A 16,192-nucleotide genomic window follows, 5' to 3' on the forward strand; every position below is an offset into this window, starting at 1 on the left:
CTCCTAGTATCTCGGATAAGGATAAAATTCTCCCTCTTCCAAGCCAACTTTTCCTTCTTCAAAGACTTCTTGGTTCCATTCCATGACAAATTCTTCTGCTTCTGGGTCTTCCAAAAAGTCCATGAGGGCATCTAGCCCAACCTCAGCAGTATCTTTAAGGAAAAGAGCAAAATATGCTAAAAATTCACGAGAAAATCCTTTTTTAGGCAAGTAAGGGATGACAGTCAAATAGTCTTCTGCATTGACTGTTGATTTAGCAGGATTGTAGAAAAGAACTACTTCTTCAAAGAGAATGTCATCTGACGAAACCTCTCCATCTTCATCCACCATCTCCACACCTGCAGCATTTTGCGCTTCTAACAAAAAACTCACTTCAACCGCGTGGTTGCGCTTGTCCCAACTAATCTCATAATCAAAAGGAAAGTTCTTGTCCAACTCTTCTTGTAAAACATCTAAAAATCCATATGTTGCCATTTTGTCCTCTTTCTATGCGACTCTTAAATCGCCCCGATTGCTCGGAAATATGCTAAAATAGATACTACCATCTTACCACATATACATCAGAAAATCCACGCTAGAAAGGACTGCTATGCCAGACAATCTCGCGCTTCGCATGCGCCCTAAAACCATCGACCAGGTCATTGGTCAGGAACATCTGGTCGGGCCTGGAAAAATTATCCGCCGCATGGTGGAAGCCAACCGCCTGTCCTCCATGATTCTTTATGGACCTCCGGGAATCGGCAAGACCAGTATTGCCTCTGCCATCGCAGGGACGACCAAGTATACCTTTCGAACTTTCAATGCGACAGTAGATAGTAAAAAAAGACTCCAAGAAATCGCGGAAGAGGCGAAATTCTCTGGTGGTCTCGTCCTATTACTAGACGAGATTCATAGACTAGATAAAACCAAGCAAGATTTCCTCTTGCCTCTCTTGGAAAGTGGTCTGATCATCATGATTGGCGCTACGACTGAAAATCCCTTCTTTTCTGTCACTCCTGCCATCCGTAGCCGAGTTCAAATTTTTGAGTTAGAACCTCTGTCTAACCAAGACGTCAAAGAGGCCCTGCAGATAGCTCTAAGTAACCCTGAGCGTGGTTTTGATTTCCCAGTAGAACTAGATGAGGATGCGCTGGATTTCATTGCTACCTCTACAAACGGAGACCTTCGCTCTGCCTTCAACTCACTGGACTTGGCGGTTCTTTCTACCCCTGAGAATGACGAGGGCATCCGTCATATCACCCTTGATATCATGGAAAATAGCCTGCAGCAGAGCTACATCACTATGGATAAGAATGGAGATGGCCACTATGATGTTCTCTCAGCCCTGCAAAAGTCTATCCGTGGCTCAGATGTTGATGCCAGTCTTCACTATGCTGCCCGCTTGATTGAGGCTGGGGATCTGCCAAGTCTCGCTCGTCGCTTGACCGTTATCGCCTATGAAGATATCGGTTTGGCCAACCCTGAAGCCCAGATTCATACCGTGACTGCTCTGGATGCTGCCCAGAAGATTGGGTTCCCAGAAGCCCGCATTCTCATTGCCAATGTCGTGATTGATTTGGCCCTTTCTCCAAAATCCAACTCAGCCTATGTAGCTATGGATAAGGCACTTGCTGACCTCAAAACATCAGGGCACTTGCCTATTCCGCGACACCTGCGTGATGGACACTACAGCGGAAGCAAGGAACTAGGGAATGCCCAAGACTATCTCTATCCACACAACTATCCTGGAAATTGGGTCAAGCAAGACTATCTGCCAGAAAAAATCCGCAATCATCACTATTTCCAAGCAGAAGATACTGGTAAATATGAACGGGCTTTGGCTCAAAGAAAGGAAGCTATCGACCGTTTGCGAAAAATCTGAAATCCTTTTCAAAAAATTGCACTTTCCTCTTGATTTTTTTTGAAAAAGTGGTATCATATAAACATAGAAACGCTGTGGTGTACGACTTCACACTTAAGTGTTGACCGACTATTTTTTGTATTATTAGGGAAACAAAAGTCTTCTAACAGCATGTAGGCCGTCTCACACGGAAACAGCTTCAGTTAGAGCGAGTTGCCCACCTGCTTAATTGCGCGGGTTCAATACAAACCGTGAAGTTTCGGCACCAATACAGCTTTTTTCTTTGCCTCCTTAGCTCAGCTGGCAGAGCAGCGGACTCTTAATCCGTGGGTCACAGGTTCGATCCCTGTAGGGGGCATCTACATACAACAGGAAAAGCCTTGATAACCAAGGCTTTTTTGCTTATCTATAACTGATTTGCCTCATCATTTGCCCCACTTTTAAATCTATCTTTTCTTTTTGAACCAAATTACATCTTAACAAATAGTGTAAAGCCAGTTACTTTTGCTTTGATGCCATACAATATTTTCATGTAGAGAAGACAAATTTTATCTTCTCTTTTTATTTTCAAAATAATAAAAACTGATTTTCTTTTCATGAATCAGACTGAAACTTCCAAATTTTCCATTTTGTTTATTGACATTTCCTCTAAAAAGGTGTATAATATTTTTATTATCAAACTATACTATACTATATAGGGGGTGTTGAAATGAAATTTTCTAATCGTTTACTGCTATTCCTTGCAGGAGTTGTTTTTGTCCTTTTAGGACTTTTCCTATTTACACACCCAGTAGCTAATCTTGTTGCTTACAGCTGGTGGATTGCATTTGATTTACTGGTTTCTTCTATAGCAGCTCTTTTAGGCTATTTCTCTGCACCAAAAGAGCTTCGCTCACCTGTTTATCTTTTCCAAGGGTTTGTTAGTCTTCTTTTAGCTCTTTACCTCGTTGCTTATGGCTTTGTGACCCTGCCGGTCGTCATTCCAACTATTTTAGGAATTTGGTTAATTGTAGAAGCCATTATAGTTTTCTTTAAAGGCAATCGTCTGGGATTGATTTTCCCTATTATTGGCAACCATATCATGTGGGTAGCCTTGCTTGTATTTTTACTAGGTCTAGTGATTCTGTTCAATCCAGTGGCTACAGGTGTCTTTGTCGTTTATGTCATTGCCTTTTCATTTTTAGTTACTGGCTTCACCTACATTATTGAGGCCTTTCGTAAATAATCTAGTTGCCATTTTGGGCATATTAAAATAGCTGGGAAGTTACATTCTCAGCTTTTTCTGTTGCCTCCTTAGCTCAGTTGGTAGAGCAGTAGACTCTTAATCTATGGGGCGCAGGTTCGAGCCCTGCAGGGGGCACATCTAAATCAACAGAAATAAGCCTTGAAACCAAGGCTTTTTTTAACGTCTAATAGCTTTTTGTAGAAAAGTATTTAAAAATAAAAGAGAAGAGAATCTCTCACTCTCTTCTCAGTATATCTTATTAAATTTAGTTTTGCTTAATCTACCTGATTTTCCTTTGCAACGACAAATTCTTTAACCAGTCGATAGATAACAGCAAATACGGGGGTAAAGAATATCATCCCAAGTAAGCCAAAGAGATTGCCTCCAATACTAGCAGCCGCAAGCGTGAAAATAGCTGGTAAACCAATAGACTGACCTACAACTTTTGGATAAATAAGGTTTCCTTCAATCAGCTGTATAACTTGATATAGAAGAAGAGAAAGTAAGGCTTGAGTAGGACTCACTGTGAAGATAAAAATCGCTCCCACAACACAAGCAATCATAGGCCCTACATAAGGAATGAACGATAGCACTCCTGCAAATATACCTGTCATTACTCCATAGGGTATCCCAAACAGGCTGTAACCAACCGCTATCATAACTCCTATGATAACTGCTTCAATCAGCTGACTCATCAAAAATTGGTCATAAGTCTCTAGTGCTACTTGTCCAATGTAAGTCAACTTTATCACCACCTTCTCTGGAAGAAAAACTTTTAGAAGTCGACTCGTCATCGCTGCCAAATGTTCCTTACTGGATAAAAATAAAAAGGTGAAGACTATAATCAAAAAGGCATTCATCAAACTTGAAAAAATATTGCCGATATTACTAGTCAGACCTGATAAAAAACCTATCAAAGCTTGGCTAATAGAACTAGATTGTCCCTGTATGCCTGATACGATAGTTGACAACATGTCTTTGGTTACAAATTCCGAGCTGCCTAGCAATTTCCCAAGTTGAGTAAGGACTGTTGAAAGGACTGTTCCCAGCTGACTAATAGTCTGGGCTAGGGTTGGCAGCACCAAAACCAAAAGAGCAATCACGATTAAGATAAGAGCTAGGAAAACAAGTACCATGGCAATCGGACGACGCAACTCTGCCTTTACCTTCAATTTAACTAAGTACTGTTCAATTTTTTTCATAGGAACATTAAGCACAAAAGCAATAACAGCACCATAAATCAAGGTTGATATTACATCAAAGAGAGAGATTGCTCCTGATATAAAGCTCGATGCATTCAGAATTACAAGAGCAACCAGCCCTATAAAAAGGATTAACGGGGTGTATTTTTTTACTAAGTTCATAAATTCTCCTTAATAAACATGTTTAGATACGACTATACTATTTGGTTTTTCAAACTCTCGATTAAGGTAGGCTTGGTAAGTTCCTGGAGCGATAAATCCTTTGGGTGAGAGGATATCGGTGCCAGCCTGACCGACTATGGTATCAGCCAAGAGCACACAGTTTGTAGATAAGACAAAGTAGGATTTAAACTTAGATTTGATAAATTTATAAAGTTCCCCATCTGTCTCATGTCTGATTTTATAAGCGTAGGTGTAGTCTTCCTTACCATCACCTGTCATGATTTTATCTGCACTTGGCTCCCATGGAATCGTCAGTTGTTTCAATTCAGCCAACTTTTTCTGAACTGCTTTTTCCATTTCAGGCGTCAAAACTATCCCATAACCAAAAAGCGTTTTTTGACTCTCACGTTTACATAGGTCAATGTACTTGTCACGATCACAGAAATATAAGACACCATCTCCTACCATGCCAAATAAGGTCTCAGAAGACGGATCATAGTTGCCATAAGAAATAACACGGCCTTGATAGCAGATATCCACATGACCAATTGCCGAAAACAGAGAGGTCTCAGCTGTATGAACAAAAATTTCAAGCTCCGCTGTCTTACCAGACTTCACTATTCCAAGATGGATATCTTCTTCCTCATCAGCATTTTCCAGCATAAATTTGTTAACTTTTGCTAAAGTTCTTGCAGGGATGAGAGCGGCTAGGACAATAGGTAAGCTAATTCTAATACGACGTTTGAGATGGTTTTTCCCAATTTCCTCCTCAAACAAGAAACCATCACGGATATTGGACAGACCATAAAGGAAAAAATAAGCCCCTAATACAAAGAGTTGAAAGACAGAATTTCCTGTAGAGGACAAAAGACTAGTCCCACCAAGAAAAACTAGTACGAGTCCATCTAGTAAGAGACGAAAACGAGGTCGAATTTTGTTTTTGCGGTAGAGAACATAGGTGACAAGGTTAATACTAGCATGAAAAATCTGATAAACTCCAATCACAAGAGCCAAAATATAAATCGGCACATCCGTCGCAAGATTGGAGCCAAGCAAATATCCCAGCACTAACAATTTAACCAGTGCAACTCCCAAGGTGTCCGTTGACTGACTTTTTTTGAAAATACGTAATACTAAATCTAAGACCGTTGCTATCCAAGCTAAAAACAGAACCAGTCGAATAACCTTTACTGGCAACCAAGTCCCCGTGACCATCAAGATGAGACCTAGCAGAACAAACAAGAACCCCTGAGCAAGTAATTTCTTACCTGTCAGACCTAAAGATAGAATTTTTTCCATATAAAAACCTTTCAACAATAAAAATTAAACACTCCGATTAAACTGACTAGTAAATAGCCAACACTACAAACAGCCTGTGCCAGCAACATATGGTGACTAGAAATGACTGTAGTAATGTCACCATCTTGTCTTATGCACTTCTAAAATTTGTTATATTGATTAGAAACCAGAGCTTATAAAAACTAGCTAAACTCGAGAGATAGACACAATTGCGACGAAAAAATGTATAACCAATTCAACTTGTTAAGGTAAGAAAGCATTATTTCCAATCTATTAATTATTCATCTATTACCTATTATGACACAATATTCCCTATAGTTCAACTTTTTACTTGTTTTTATATTACACGGACTAAAAAGTTTTCAACAGTTGATTGCATTTGTTTTAATAAGTTTTAACCTTTCTTGGTTAGATAAAAAAAGAACCATACAGTTTAGAATCTGTATGGTTTTTGCCCCACTTTTGTCCCATTTTTAAATCATGACATTGAAAATACCTAAAATCACTTATATTTCAACTTTTTAATTACTTTCAAGATGATATAGTCTCCCAAATCCATGGGGGCATCTACATACAACAGGAAAAGCCTTGGAATCAAGGTTTTTTTCGTATCTTCTACAAAAAAAGCAAGAGTTTTAGAGGACTATGACTCTAGATGTACATTTTACTTAAATGACTGAAGGTCTTTTCTTAATAAAAACACCCCAAAAATTAGATTTTTTCTGTCTAACTTTTGAGGTACAGTTCAAAACGCGAAATAGCATTTTTTATTTTAGGTTACTAATCTAATCGAATAAACATCATGGCATTTAACAAAGATATGAGTGAGACCGTGTTTATATTATTTGAATAGATCAGTCTCTTATTTTCAATCGGAGGAATAATAAAATTAGAAATGATGATATCATAAGGCGATTCTTCTAAAGATTCCTTTGATAATTCTAATTCAGTCCAAACTTCAAGTTCAAAATTGTTGCTGCAATAATAAGAAAGTGTCTCTGCAACGGATTTTGCATGATACTGATCAAAATTACTCATAACCAGAACCTTCAGCTTTGGCTGATTTTGTAGTAGATTAAGCACCAAATGTTTGGTATGAGTGATGAAGGTATAAGATAGATGATTTACCATCATTGAACTAGAACAAACTTCAAGAGTCTCTAAATAATGAGAAAGCTCTTTTTTTACATCTGAAACAAATTTAGGGAAAATATTTTGAAAATTCCTGATTGTATTCCCTTTTTGATCAAATAAAATAAACTCAGTGGACAACTCCTGACGATACAGATGTGCAGTATTATGCAGATGCCAAATCAGATTATCCTTATTCTCAATCTCAATCTGATACTTGACTGAAATCTGATCAATAAAATCACTCAATAGATGGTAAGATTTTTCAACATAGCTATCCTTTTTTACGCATTTCAAAAAGAGACTTTCATCTATGAAAAACATTTTTTGAAAGTAAGACACAAATAATTGGCAAACAACTTCTTCATCTAAAGAGATATTGTATTCTAATTCAAAATTCTTAGCAACACCTTCTATTCCTTCTACCTGCATTAAAAAATCCAAACTTTGATCGTTAAAAGAGTCTTTCTCTACTTCCATGAAATGACCAAACTTTATTCTATATAGGTTCGTAACTAGGAGCAACTTTAGCATTCTATGAGTTGACAAATTCATTGGAAAGCTTGTTTCCTTATAAACCAATTCTAACAATTGAGATAGGGGCTCTGATGAAAAATTTTCAAATGGCCATTCTAGGAAATAATATTTTTCTGAAAAATATTGTGCAAAAAAGTAACGAATGTCTCTCTCATTTCCAATGATTTGAACAGGGGTCAGACTGATTTCAAATTGAAATTGCCTTTTAATCACTTTATTGATTTGGCTAATAATACGATAGAGCGAAGATGAACTGATATAGAATTCTTTACAAATACTTTCAGCTTGACAACCTTCATTAAAGAAGATAAATTCTAAAATCGAAAAATGAGTTGAATGCTTAAAGAAATGATGGTAAACCATTTCAATATCACTATCATCGGTATTAATAATGCGTATACCATTAGTCGAAGAATGAAAAATCAAGTCAGGAAAAGCAGATTTAACATGGGATAGATCATCTTTGACTGCATGTTCTGTACAATTTAATAACTCTGCTAGTTCAGAACGATGAAACCATCGTTTATGTTCAAATAATAATTCTAATTGCCTATGACTTTTTAGATAATAAATCTCTCATGAATGTCTTTCTCTTTTTATAAATTATCGGATTTCACCTCTTGCAATTATACCACAAAGAATAGGTACAACATGATATAACGACTTTTCCTAAAATCTTTTATTTCGTATAATAACACTACGGAGTCAATATATAAACAATTTTCTTATTTTACCGTCTATTGAGGGCGTGAATACAGAATCAAATTCAAGTCGAAAGATTATATTTTTAATTTTAAAAATTATATAATAGCAACAATCAAAGAATTTGATTTTTTTATATTAAAATTATATAATAATCAAAATAATTGATTATTTTGTATTAAAATTATATAATAACAACAATCAAAGGAATTGATTTATTTTTTGATATTAAAATAAAAAAGGAGGGTAAGCAATGTTGTGGTCTATCATTGCTGGAGGTCTTATTGGACTTGTAGCAGGTAGAATCACTAAAAAAGTAGTTCTATGGGAATCGTCGCAAATGTATTCGCTGGTTTAGTCGGGTCATCTGTAGGATAATCCCTCTTAGGTAGTTGGGGCCCATCCATCGCTGGAATGGCTTTGATCCCATCTATTGCAGGAGTAGCAATTGTTGTTACTGTAGCATCATTCTTTACAGGTAAAAAATAATTACTTGTAGAATAAACTATTTTTAAATAGATTAGACGGGTAAAAATAGTTTAATATTAAATCGAAAGGATTGTATATGTCAAAAACAAAGAAAATATTTTTAATTATTTTCTGTATTTTAATCTTGACAATTTTCCTTCCTGTTTTGATAGATTATCATCAAGTTAGTGATCTAGGCATTCAGCTATTTAGCTGGAGACAGAATCATTTCGTTGAATTCTATCTCTCTAGATATATATTCTGGGGGATAGTGGCTCTATCAACTTTAGTTTTGTTATCGATGTTAGTTGTGTTGTTTTATCCTAAACGTTATTTGGAAATTCAACTTGAAACTAAAAACGATACATTAAAATTAAAGAATTCTGCAATCGAAGGTTTTGTTAGAAGTTTGGTAAGTGATCATGGATTGATCAAGAACCCAACTGTTCATGTAAATTTACGAAAAAATAAATGTTTCGTTCATGTAGAAGGTAAAATTCTTCCTTCGGACAACATCGCTGACAGATGCCAACTAATTCAAAATGAAATAACTAATGGATTGAAGCAGTTTTTTGGTATTGAGCGTCAGGTTAAACTAGAAGTTCTAGTAAAAGACTACCAGCCTAAACCAAAACCTCAAAACAAAAAGACTGTTAGTCGTGTGAAGTAAGGAAGTAAAAAATGGAATGGCTTAAACAATATCGATATCCAATTATCACTGGTCTCATAGGCGTATTTCTCGCTTGTTTGATTATCTCCTTTGGCTTCTTCAAAACAATATTTGTATTGATTTTAGGAGCACTGGGAGTTGCAGCTGGATTATATATCGAAAAAAACTATATAGATAAATAAAAATTACTAATTTAATTAAAGGAGTTTCATATGTCAAACGAAAAAAACATTAACACTAACGTAGAAAAGAAAGATGCTACTGTTGTAGCTCACGAAATCAAAGGGGAACTTACTTACGAAGATAAAGTTATCCAAAAAATCATTGGTCTGTCACTAGAAAACGTTTCAGGTCTTTTGGGAATCGACGGTGGTTTCTTCTCAAATCTTAAAGAAAAAATCGTTAACAGCGATGACGTAACAAGTGGTGTTAACGTAGAAGTTGGTAAAACACAAGTTGCAGTTGACTTAAACATTATTGCTGAGTACCAAAAAAATGTTCCAGCTTTATATTCAGAAATCAGAGAAATCGTATCTTCAGAAGTTGCTAAAATGACTGACTTGGAAGTTGTTGAAATCAACGTAAACGTTGTCGACATCAAAACTAAAGAACAACATGAAGCAGACTCAGTAAGCCTTCAAGATCGCGTATCTGACGTTGCTGAATCAACAGGAGAATTCGCTTCAGAACAATTCGAAAAAGCTAAATCTGGTCTTGGATCTGGTTTCTCAACTGTTCAAGAAAAAGTTAGTGAAGGTGTAGAAGCTGTTAAAGGTGCAGCAACTGGTGTAGTATCTCACGAAAAAACTCGTGTAAACTAAGATAAAATAAATATAACAGGAAAAATTATCATGTCAGTAGAAGAAAAATTAAATCAAGCTAAAGGTTCTATTAAAGAAGGTGTTGGAAAAGCCATCGGTGATGAAAAAATGGAAAAAGAAGGAACAGCTGAAAAAGTTGTTTCTAAAGTAAAAGAAGTTGCTGAAGATGCCAAAGACGCTGTAGAAGGTGCTATCGAAGGTGTTAAAAACATGTTGAGTGGCGACAATAAATAAGGCTAAAAGTTACTTTATCTTTTTAGTAACATTAGTCAAAAGAGTCTGAGTCAAGATGATTCTCAGAAAACAAAAAGCTAGAGATTTCCAATTGCGGAACTCTAGCTTTTTAATTTTGCCTCTTTCTCTTATTATATTTCAGCAGGTTGTTGACCATGAGTACGAATCCCATGTCAATTCTCACTTGGCGCTTACCTCTCAGATAACATCTCTTATAACCCAAACAAACCTTTATCTGCCCAAAGACAGATTTCATATCAATCTTACGTTTAGCGAAAATTTGTCTACCCTTGGAAGATAAAAGTGCCTGATATTCTTTAGTTTTTAAACACTGGTAACGTTCATTCATATACAGTCCCTTTTGAGGGGCTGATTCAGGTTCATCATCGCAGTCAACATTGATTTCAAGGCTGTTTGCTTCTATCTCCCCTTTTTCATGATGTATTTTCGTACAGGTGCTTCAACCACTTGAACGATTTCAAATCCTTCTTTTTGATAAAGGTGCTGGGCTGCTTGATTTGCCTCGTAGACATTTAGAGAAATACTATCTATGTCTCCACTTTCAAAGGCCAAACTAACAAATTTCCTTAAAGCCTGACTACCTATGCCTTGTCCCTGTTTCTGGGGATTGATAAAAAAGCGTCCAATATGAAGATTGCTGTCTTCTTGCCTGATTTTCTGGATAAGCCCCACAAACTCTTGTCCTTCAAAGATTGAAAAGATTCCTTCCAAATCTTGCAAAACTTGAATGGTCAAGGGAAAAGGAATCATTGTTCCCATCCATTGTTCTTGAAAGGATTTGCCAAGGGAGTTGGACCATTGGCATACGAGCTGAGCGTTTTCTGGGCTCACCTTTTCTTCAAAACGAATTGTCATCTTTTCCTCCCCATCTTATCTATGTTTCTCCATTATACTACTTCTCCCATTTTTTACGAATAGATAAGTATGATTGATTTTTATTTTTTTCTTGTCGGGAGCATTCTCGCTTCCTTTCTTGGTTTGGTCATTGACCGTTTTCCAGAGCAATCCATTATCCAACCTGCTAGTCACTGCGATTCCTGTCAGACTCGCTTGCGTCCCTTAGATTTGATTCCGATTCTCTCGCAGGTCTTCAATCGCTTTCGCTGTCGCTACTGCAAGTCTCGCTATCCTGTTTGGTATGCCCTTTTTGAACTAGGCTTAGGACTCCTCTTTCTATCTTGGTCTTGGGGCTGTATTTCCATAGGACAAGTCATCCTAATCACTGCTGGTTTGACCTTGGGCATCTACGACTTTCGCCATCAGGAATATCCCTTACTGGTCTGGATGACTTTCCACCTAATCCTCATGGCTTCTTCTGGCTGGAATCTAGTCATGGTCTTCTTCCTTGTTCTTGGAATTTTGACTCATTTTATCGATATCCGCATGGGCGCAGGGGATTTTCTCTTTTTAGCTTCTTGTGCTCTCGTCTTTAGCGCGACCGAATTACTGATCTTGATTCAGTTTGCTTCTGCGACGGGAATTCTAGCCTTTCTCCTACAAAAGAAAAAGGAAAGACTTCCTTTCGTACCTTTCCTCTTACTCGCTACTTGTGTGATTATTTTTGGTAAGCTACTGCTTGTTTGATAAAGTCCTGAATTGGCTCTCCTTCATGGAAAGCTTTTACAATTTTCGAACCAACGATAACGCCATCAGATACCGCATTAAAGCGTTCTACATCGGCTTGGCTAGATACGCCAAAACCTGTCAAGACTGGAATGTCGGCCACTTGATGCAATTGTGCCAAGTGCTTGTCCAAATCTGCACGGTAATTGCCAGATTTCCCTGTTACTCCATTGATGGCAACCGCATAGACAAATCCTTCTGCCCCTTCAATCAACTCTTTCTGACGCTCAATCCCTGTCGTCAAACTAACTAGGGGAATCAAGGCGATGTCTGTGTCTGCCAAAAATGGTTCTACAAAGTTGGCATGCTCATGAGGCAGGTCTGGAATAATCAAGCCCTTAACCGCTGTATCTGCCAAATCTTTGACAAAGTTCTCCACACCGTACTGAAAGAGGGGGTTGAAGTAGGTCATGATGACCAGCGGAACCTCTGTTTCAATTGTTTTCAAGGTTTCAACCAAAGCTTGTCTCGAAGTCCCGTGGGCTAAACTGCGCAAACCAGCTTCTTCGATAACAGGTCCATCTGCAACAGGGTCTGAAAAGGGAATGCCCACTTCAATGGCAGAGACACCCAAATCTTCTAAAAAGTGGATTGTTTCAGCTAGACCATCCAAACCTTTCTCGTGGTCTCCAGCCATGATATAGGGAACAAAAATTCCTTTTCCAGCTGCTTTGATAGCATTCAATTTTTCTGTTAGTGTCTTAGGCATGAGCTTCTCCCTTCTTTGCTGCATCTGCTTCCAAGCGGTCCTTGACTTGAACCACATCCTTGTCCCCACGACCCGATAGGCAGACAATCATGGACTTGTCTGGTCCAAGTTCTTTGGCCAATTTCACCGCAAAGGCAATGGCATGGCTAGATTCCAATGCTGGGATAATCCCTTCCACGCGGGATAAGAGCTGGAATCCTTCCAAGGCTTCTTCGTCTGTCACAGGAACATAGCTGGCACGTTTGATATCGTGGTAGTGAGAATGTTCAGGACCGATACCAGGATAGTCCAAACCTGCTGAGATAGAGAAGGCTTCAAGAATTTGACCATGGGCATCTTGGAGCACATCCATGAGAGAACCGTGAAGAACACCAGGACGACCCTTGGTCAAGGTAGCTGCGTGGTGCTCCGTATCCACACCAAGTCCAGCCGCTTCAGCCCCATACATAGCTACAGACTCATCTTCTACAAATGGATGGAAGAGCCCGATAGCATTCGACCCACCGCCAACACAGGCTACTAAAGCATCTGGCAGATCTTGTCCTGTCAAGTCGCGGTACTGTTGTTTAGCTTCTCTACCGATGACACTTTGGAAGTCACGAACGATTTCTGGGAATGGATGAGGCCCCAAGGCAGAACCAAGAATATAGTGGGTATCATCGATATTAGCTACCCATGAACGAAGGGCTGCATTAACCGCATCCTTGAGCACGCGCGAACCGTCTGTCACTGCCTCAACCTTAGCTCCCAAAAGCTCCATACGGAACACATTGAGGGCTTGGCGTTTGACATCCTCCTCACCCATGTAGATGGTACATTCCATATTAAAGAGGGCCGCAGCTGTTGCAGTTGCTACACCGTGCTGACCAGCACCTGTTTCAGCGATAATTTTCTTTTTACCCATGCGTTTGGCAAGCAAAACTTGTCCCAAGGCATTGTTAATCTTGTGGGCCCCTGTATGGTTGAGGTCTTCACGTTTGAGATAAATCTTGGCTCCGCCGATATGCTGGGTCAAGTTTTTTGCGTAGTAAAGAGGAGTTTCACGTCCTACATACTGGCGCAAAAGTTGGTTTAACTCCTCTTGGAAACTTGGATCTGCCTGACTTTCTCGATAAGCCTCTTCCAATTCCAATACTGCTGTCATCAATGTTTCTGGGACAAAGCGTCCACCGAATTTCCCGTAAAATCCATCTTTATTTGGTTCTTGATATGCCATTCTTTACCCTCTCTATAAATCTTCTAATCTTTTCATGATTTTTTTGTCCATCTGTCTCCACTCCGCTTGATACATCTACTGCATAGGGAGTAAAGTGTTGAATTGCTTTTACTACATTGTCTTCATTAAGCCCACCTGCGATAAAGAAGGGCTGAGTTAATCCTGTCGTATCCAGTTGACCCCAGTCAAAGGTCTGGCCACTCCCAGCCACAGGGGCATCAAAGAGTAGATAGTCTGCCTTAGAATTGGGCACATGACCCTCTCCATCCACCTGCACAGCCTGAATACTGGCACAAGGCAAATTCTCAAACAAATCATCTGCCACCTGACCGTGAACTTGAACCAAGTCCAAGCCAACTTTGTCAATCGCTTCCAGCAGTTCTGCCCGACTTGGTGAAACAAATACACCAACCTTTTTTACGTCTGAAGGAATGAGCATTGTCAGCTCAGCAGCCTGATTCAAGGTCACTTGTCTTTTACTAGGTGCGAAGACAAAACCGATGTAGTGCGCTCCTGCTGAAACGGCTGTTTCCACCGCTTCCTTGGTCGATAATCCGCAAATTTTAACCTTTGTCAATCTGCAACTCCTTGATTCTCTGGGCCACATCTTCTGCCTGCATCAGAGCTGTACCCACTAAAATTCCGTTAAAGTATGGTGCTACTCGTTTCGCATCCTGGCCTGTGAAAATAGCAGATTCAGAAATATACAAGCAATCATCTTTGAAATGTTTAGCCAAGTCTACACTGGTCTGCAAGTCAACTTCAAAGGTAGTCAAATTGCGGTTATTGACACCGATAATCTGGGCACCAAGGCGGTGAGCTACCTCTAGTTCAGCTAGATTGTGAGTCTCCACTAAAACTTCCAGACCAAGTTCCGTCGCGTAGTCATAAAGTTCCTTGAGACGTTCTTCTGACAAGGCAGCCACAATGAGCAAGATGACTGTCGCACCTGCATTGCGAGCTCGGATGATTTGCTTTTCATCGATGATAAAGTCCTTGTTGAGCGTCGGAATCTGTACCTGACTGGAAATCTCCCGTAGATAATCCAAATGTCCTTTAAAGAAAACTTCATCTGTCAGAACAGAAATCATCACTGCTCCGTTCGCTTCATAAGTCTGGGCTTGTTGCACAATATCCACATCTAGATTGATATCTCCCAGACTAGGGCTAGCTTTCTTGACTTCAGCAATTACCTGTAAACGGTCCTGGTGATTCTTCAAAAATTCTGCCAAGCGATAGGTCTGGCGCAGGGGCTGGATTTCCTCCAACTTCATCTGCTCAACCTCACGCGCCTTCTGCTCCAAAATTCGTGCTAAAAATTCCTGACTCATTTTTGGTACTCCTGTAACAGTCTGAGTTTTTCAAAGGCCTTGCCACCAGCAATGACTTGACGAGCTAAGGCAACTCCTTCCTTGATACTAGCTACTTTACCATTAGCATAGAAACCAAGACCAGCATTTAAAACTGTAGTTTCCAAGAATGGACTTGGTTCATTTTTAAGAACGCTGAGCAAAATTTCTGCATTTTCCTGAGCATTGCCTCCACGAATATCTTCGATAGCGTAGCGCTCCATCCCTAAATCCTCCGGAGTAAAGCTTGATAAGGTGATTTCGCCATTTTCAAGAAGTGCAATTTTGGTTGTTCCATTCAAACCAGCTTCGTCCAATCCTTCTGGTCCAGCAACAACGATGGCACGTTTGCGACCCATATTTTTCAAAACCTGAGCTGTACTTTCTAGAAGTTCTGGACGACTAATACCAAGAAGCTGTGTTTCCAAAGCCATTGGGTGAATCAGAGGACCAGTCAAGTTCATGATTGTTGGAATTCCTAGTTCCAAACGAGCTGGCATGATGTATTTCATAGCTGGATGCATATTTTTTGCAAAGAGAAAGACGATGCCAGTTTTATCAAAAACCTTACCTAGTTCAGCTGGTTTGAGATCCAGGTTGATTCCCAAGGCTTCGAGAACATCTGCAGAACCAGATTTAGAAGAAATCGAGCGGTTACCATGCTTGGCCATGTGAACACCGCCACCAGCCAAGACAAAGGCTGCAGTTGTGGAAATGTTAAAGCTGAAAGACTTGTCCCCACCTGTACCACAGTTGTCCATGGCATCATGAATCTCAGTTGGAATATGTTGGGCATGTCCTCTCATGACTTGGGCAATGGCTGTGCGTTCTTCAGGTGTTTCCCCCTTCATCTTAAGAGCCAAAAGGAGAGAAGCAATCTGCGCTTCAGTTACACGCCCAGTTACGATACGCTCAATGACATCCGTCATTTCCACACCTGATAAATTTTCAAATTTTGCTAGTTTTTCAATAATCTCTTTCAT

General features: G+C 39.3%; 16 protein-coding genes, 2 tRNA genes and 3 pseudogenes. 10 read left to right on the plus strand and 11 right to left on the minus strand.

Going from position 1 to position 16,192, the window contains the following annotated elements:
• Window positions 1–3 precede the first annotated feature (3 nt).
• Window positions 4–474 (minus strand): DUF3013 family protein, encoded by a 471-nt coding sequence (locus D8849_RS08945; protein WP_125386819.1) that lies wholly within the window; start codon window positions 472–474, stop codon window positions 4–6.
• Between the two features lie 115 nt (window positions 475–589).
• Here D8849_RS08945 and D8849_RS08950 point away from each other — a divergent pair, with 115 nt between their 5' ends.
• From D8849_RS08950 to D8849_RS08965, 4 genes are all read left to right on the plus strand, one after another.
• Window positions 590–1,861, plus strand: a complete 1,272-nt coding sequence (locus D8849_RS08950; protein ID WP_125386820.1) for a replication-associated recombination protein A — start codon at window positions 590–592, stop codon at window positions 1,859–1,861.
• A 264-nt stretch (window positions 1,862–2,125) separates the two neighbouring features.
• A tRNA-Lys gene (locus tag D8849_RS08955) sits at window positions 2,126–2,198 on the plus strand.
• A 351-nt stretch (window positions 2,199–2,549) separates the two neighbouring features.
• Complete coding sequence (locus D8849_RS08960) at window positions 2,550–3,065, plus strand: DUF308 domain-containing protein (RefSeq protein WP_000672738.1); 516 nt, start codon at window positions 2,550–2,552, stop codon at window positions 3,063–3,065.
• A 62-nt stretch (window positions 3,066–3,127) separates the two neighbouring features.
• Window positions 3,128–3,200: transfer RNA gene (locus tag D8849_RS08965), tRNA-Lys, on the plus strand.
• 140 nt (window positions 3,201–3,340) lie between these two features.
• Here D8849_RS08965 and D8849_RS08970 read toward each other — a convergent pair.
• From D8849_RS08970 to mgaSpn, 3 genes and pseudogenes are all read right to left on the minus strand, one after another.
• Window positions 3,341–4,429 carry an AI-2E family transporter gene (locus D8849_RS08970; protein ID WP_185756240.1) on the minus strand — a complete coding sequence of 363 codons (1,089 nt, stop codon included), beginning with the start codon at window positions 4,427–4,429 and terminating at the stop codon, window positions 3,341–3,343.
• Between the two features lie 9 nt (window positions 4,430–4,438).
• Entirely contained in the window at window positions 4,439–5,728 is a 1,290-nt protein-coding gene (locus D8849_RS08975; protein WP_125386821.1) for a DUF308 domain-containing protein, read from the minus strand.
• Between the two features lie 780 nt (window positions 5,729–6,508).
• Window positions 6,509–7,976 (minus strand): annotated as a pseudogene (gene mgaSpn / locus D8849_RS08980) (virulence factor transcriptional regulator MgaSpn).
• 375 nt (window positions 7,977–8,351) lie between these two features.
• Between mgaSpn and D8849_RS10550 the strand changes: the two are divergent.
• The 5 genes and pseudogenes from D8849_RS10550 to D8849_RS09005 all read left to right on the plus strand — a co-directional run bounded on the left by D8849_RS10550 (window position 8,352) and on the right by D8849_RS09005 (window position 10,291).
• A pseudogene (locus D8849_RS10550) lies at window positions 8,352–8,587 on the plus strand (GlsB/YeaQ/YmgE family stress response membrane protein).
• A 76-nt stretch (window positions 8,588–8,663) separates the two neighbouring features.
• Complete coding sequence (gene amaP / locus D8849_RS08990; protein WP_023946078.1) at window positions 8,664–9,236, plus strand: alkaline shock response membrane anchor protein AmaP; 573 nt, start codon at window positions 8,664–8,666, stop codon at window positions 9,234–9,236.
• Window positions 9,237–9,247: 11 nt separating this feature from the next.
• A complete protein-coding gene (locus tag D8849_RS08995; protein WP_000455069.1) occupies window positions 9,248–9,418 on the plus strand; it encodes a DUF2273 domain-containing protein in 171 nt (56 codons plus the stop codon).
• Window positions 9,419–9,448: 30 nt separating this feature from the next.
• Entirely contained in the window at window positions 9,449–10,057 is a 609-nt protein-coding gene (locus D8849_RS09000; RefSeq protein ID WP_033684829.1) for an Asp23/Gls24 family envelope stress response protein, read from the plus strand.
• Window positions 10,058–10,087: 30 nt separating this feature from the next.
• Window positions 10,088–10,291 carry a CsbD family protein gene (locus tag D8849_RS09005; RefSeq protein WP_000109960.1) on the plus strand — a complete coding sequence of 68 codons (204 nt, stop codon included), beginning with the start codon at window positions 10,088–10,090 and terminating at the stop codon, window positions 10,289–10,291.
• Window positions 10,292–10,400: 109 nt separating this feature from the next.
• Here D8849_RS09005 and D8849_RS09010 read toward each other — a convergent pair.
• Window positions 10,401–10,670, minus strand: a pseudogene (locus D8849_RS09010) (transposase); the annotation flags it as partial.
• 41 nt (window positions 10,671–10,711) lie between these two features.
• On the minus strand, window positions 10,712–11,167 hold the full coding sequence (locus D8849_RS09015) for a GNAT family N-acetyltransferase (RefSeq protein ID WP_125386822.1): 456 nt from the start codon (window positions 11,165–11,167) through the stop codon (window positions 10,712–10,714).
• Window positions 11,168–11,236: 69 nt separating this feature from the next.
• Between D8849_RS09015 and D8849_RS09020 the strand changes: the two genes are divergently transcribed.
• Window positions 11,237–11,896, plus strand: a complete 660-nt coding sequence (locus D8849_RS09020) for a prepilin peptidase (RefSeq protein WP_125386823.1) — start codon at window positions 11,237–11,239, stop codon at window positions 11,894–11,896.
• On the opposite strand, the gene trpA is transcribed toward D8849_RS09020, so the two are convergent.
• The 5 genes from trpA to trpD are packed head-to-tail and all read right to left on the minus strand — an operon-like array spanning window position 11,868 to window position 16,192.
• Entirely contained in the window at window positions 11,868–12,644 is a 777-nt protein-coding gene (gene trpA / locus D8849_RS09025) for a tryptophan synthase subunit alpha (RefSeq protein ID WP_125386824.1), read from the minus strand. The two genes, D8849_RS09020 and trpA, sit on opposite strands and share 29 nt — an antisense overlap.
• Complete coding sequence (gene trpB / locus D8849_RS09030) at window positions 12,637–13,860, minus strand: tryptophan synthase subunit beta (RefSeq protein WP_000331253.1); 1,224 nt, start codon at window positions 13,858–13,860, stop codon at window positions 12,637–12,639. Before trpB ends, trpA begins: the two co-directional genes overlap by 8 nt.
• Window positions 13,838–14,437 carry a phosphoribosylanthranilate isomerase gene (locus tag D8849_RS09035; protein WP_185756241.1) on the minus strand — a complete coding sequence of 200 codons (600 nt, stop codon included), beginning with the start codon at window positions 14,435–14,437 and terminating at the stop codon, window positions 13,838–13,840. The genes trpB and D8849_RS09035 overlap by 23 nt, the downstream gene beginning before the upstream one ends.
• Entirely contained in the window at window positions 14,424–15,191 is a 768-nt protein-coding gene (gene trpC, locus D8849_RS09040; RefSeq protein WP_125386826.1) for an indole-3-glycerol phosphate synthase TrpC, read from the minus strand. Before trpC ends, D8849_RS09035 begins: the two co-directional genes overlap by 14 nt.
• Window positions 15,188–16,192: an anthranilate phosphoribosyltransferase gene (trpD, locus tag D8849_RS09045; RefSeq protein WP_042750576.1), complete on the minus strand. Its 1,005-nt coding sequence runs from the start codon at window positions 16,190–16,192 to the stop codon at window positions 15,188–15,190. The genes trpC and trpD overlap by 4 nt, the downstream gene beginning before the upstream one ends.

The organism is Streptococcus mitis (genome assembly GCF_003942765.1).
In the GTDB taxonomy this organism is placed as follows: domain Bacteria; phylum Bacillota; class Bacilli; order Lactobacillales; family Streptococcaceae; genus Streptococcus; species Streptococcus mitis_BE.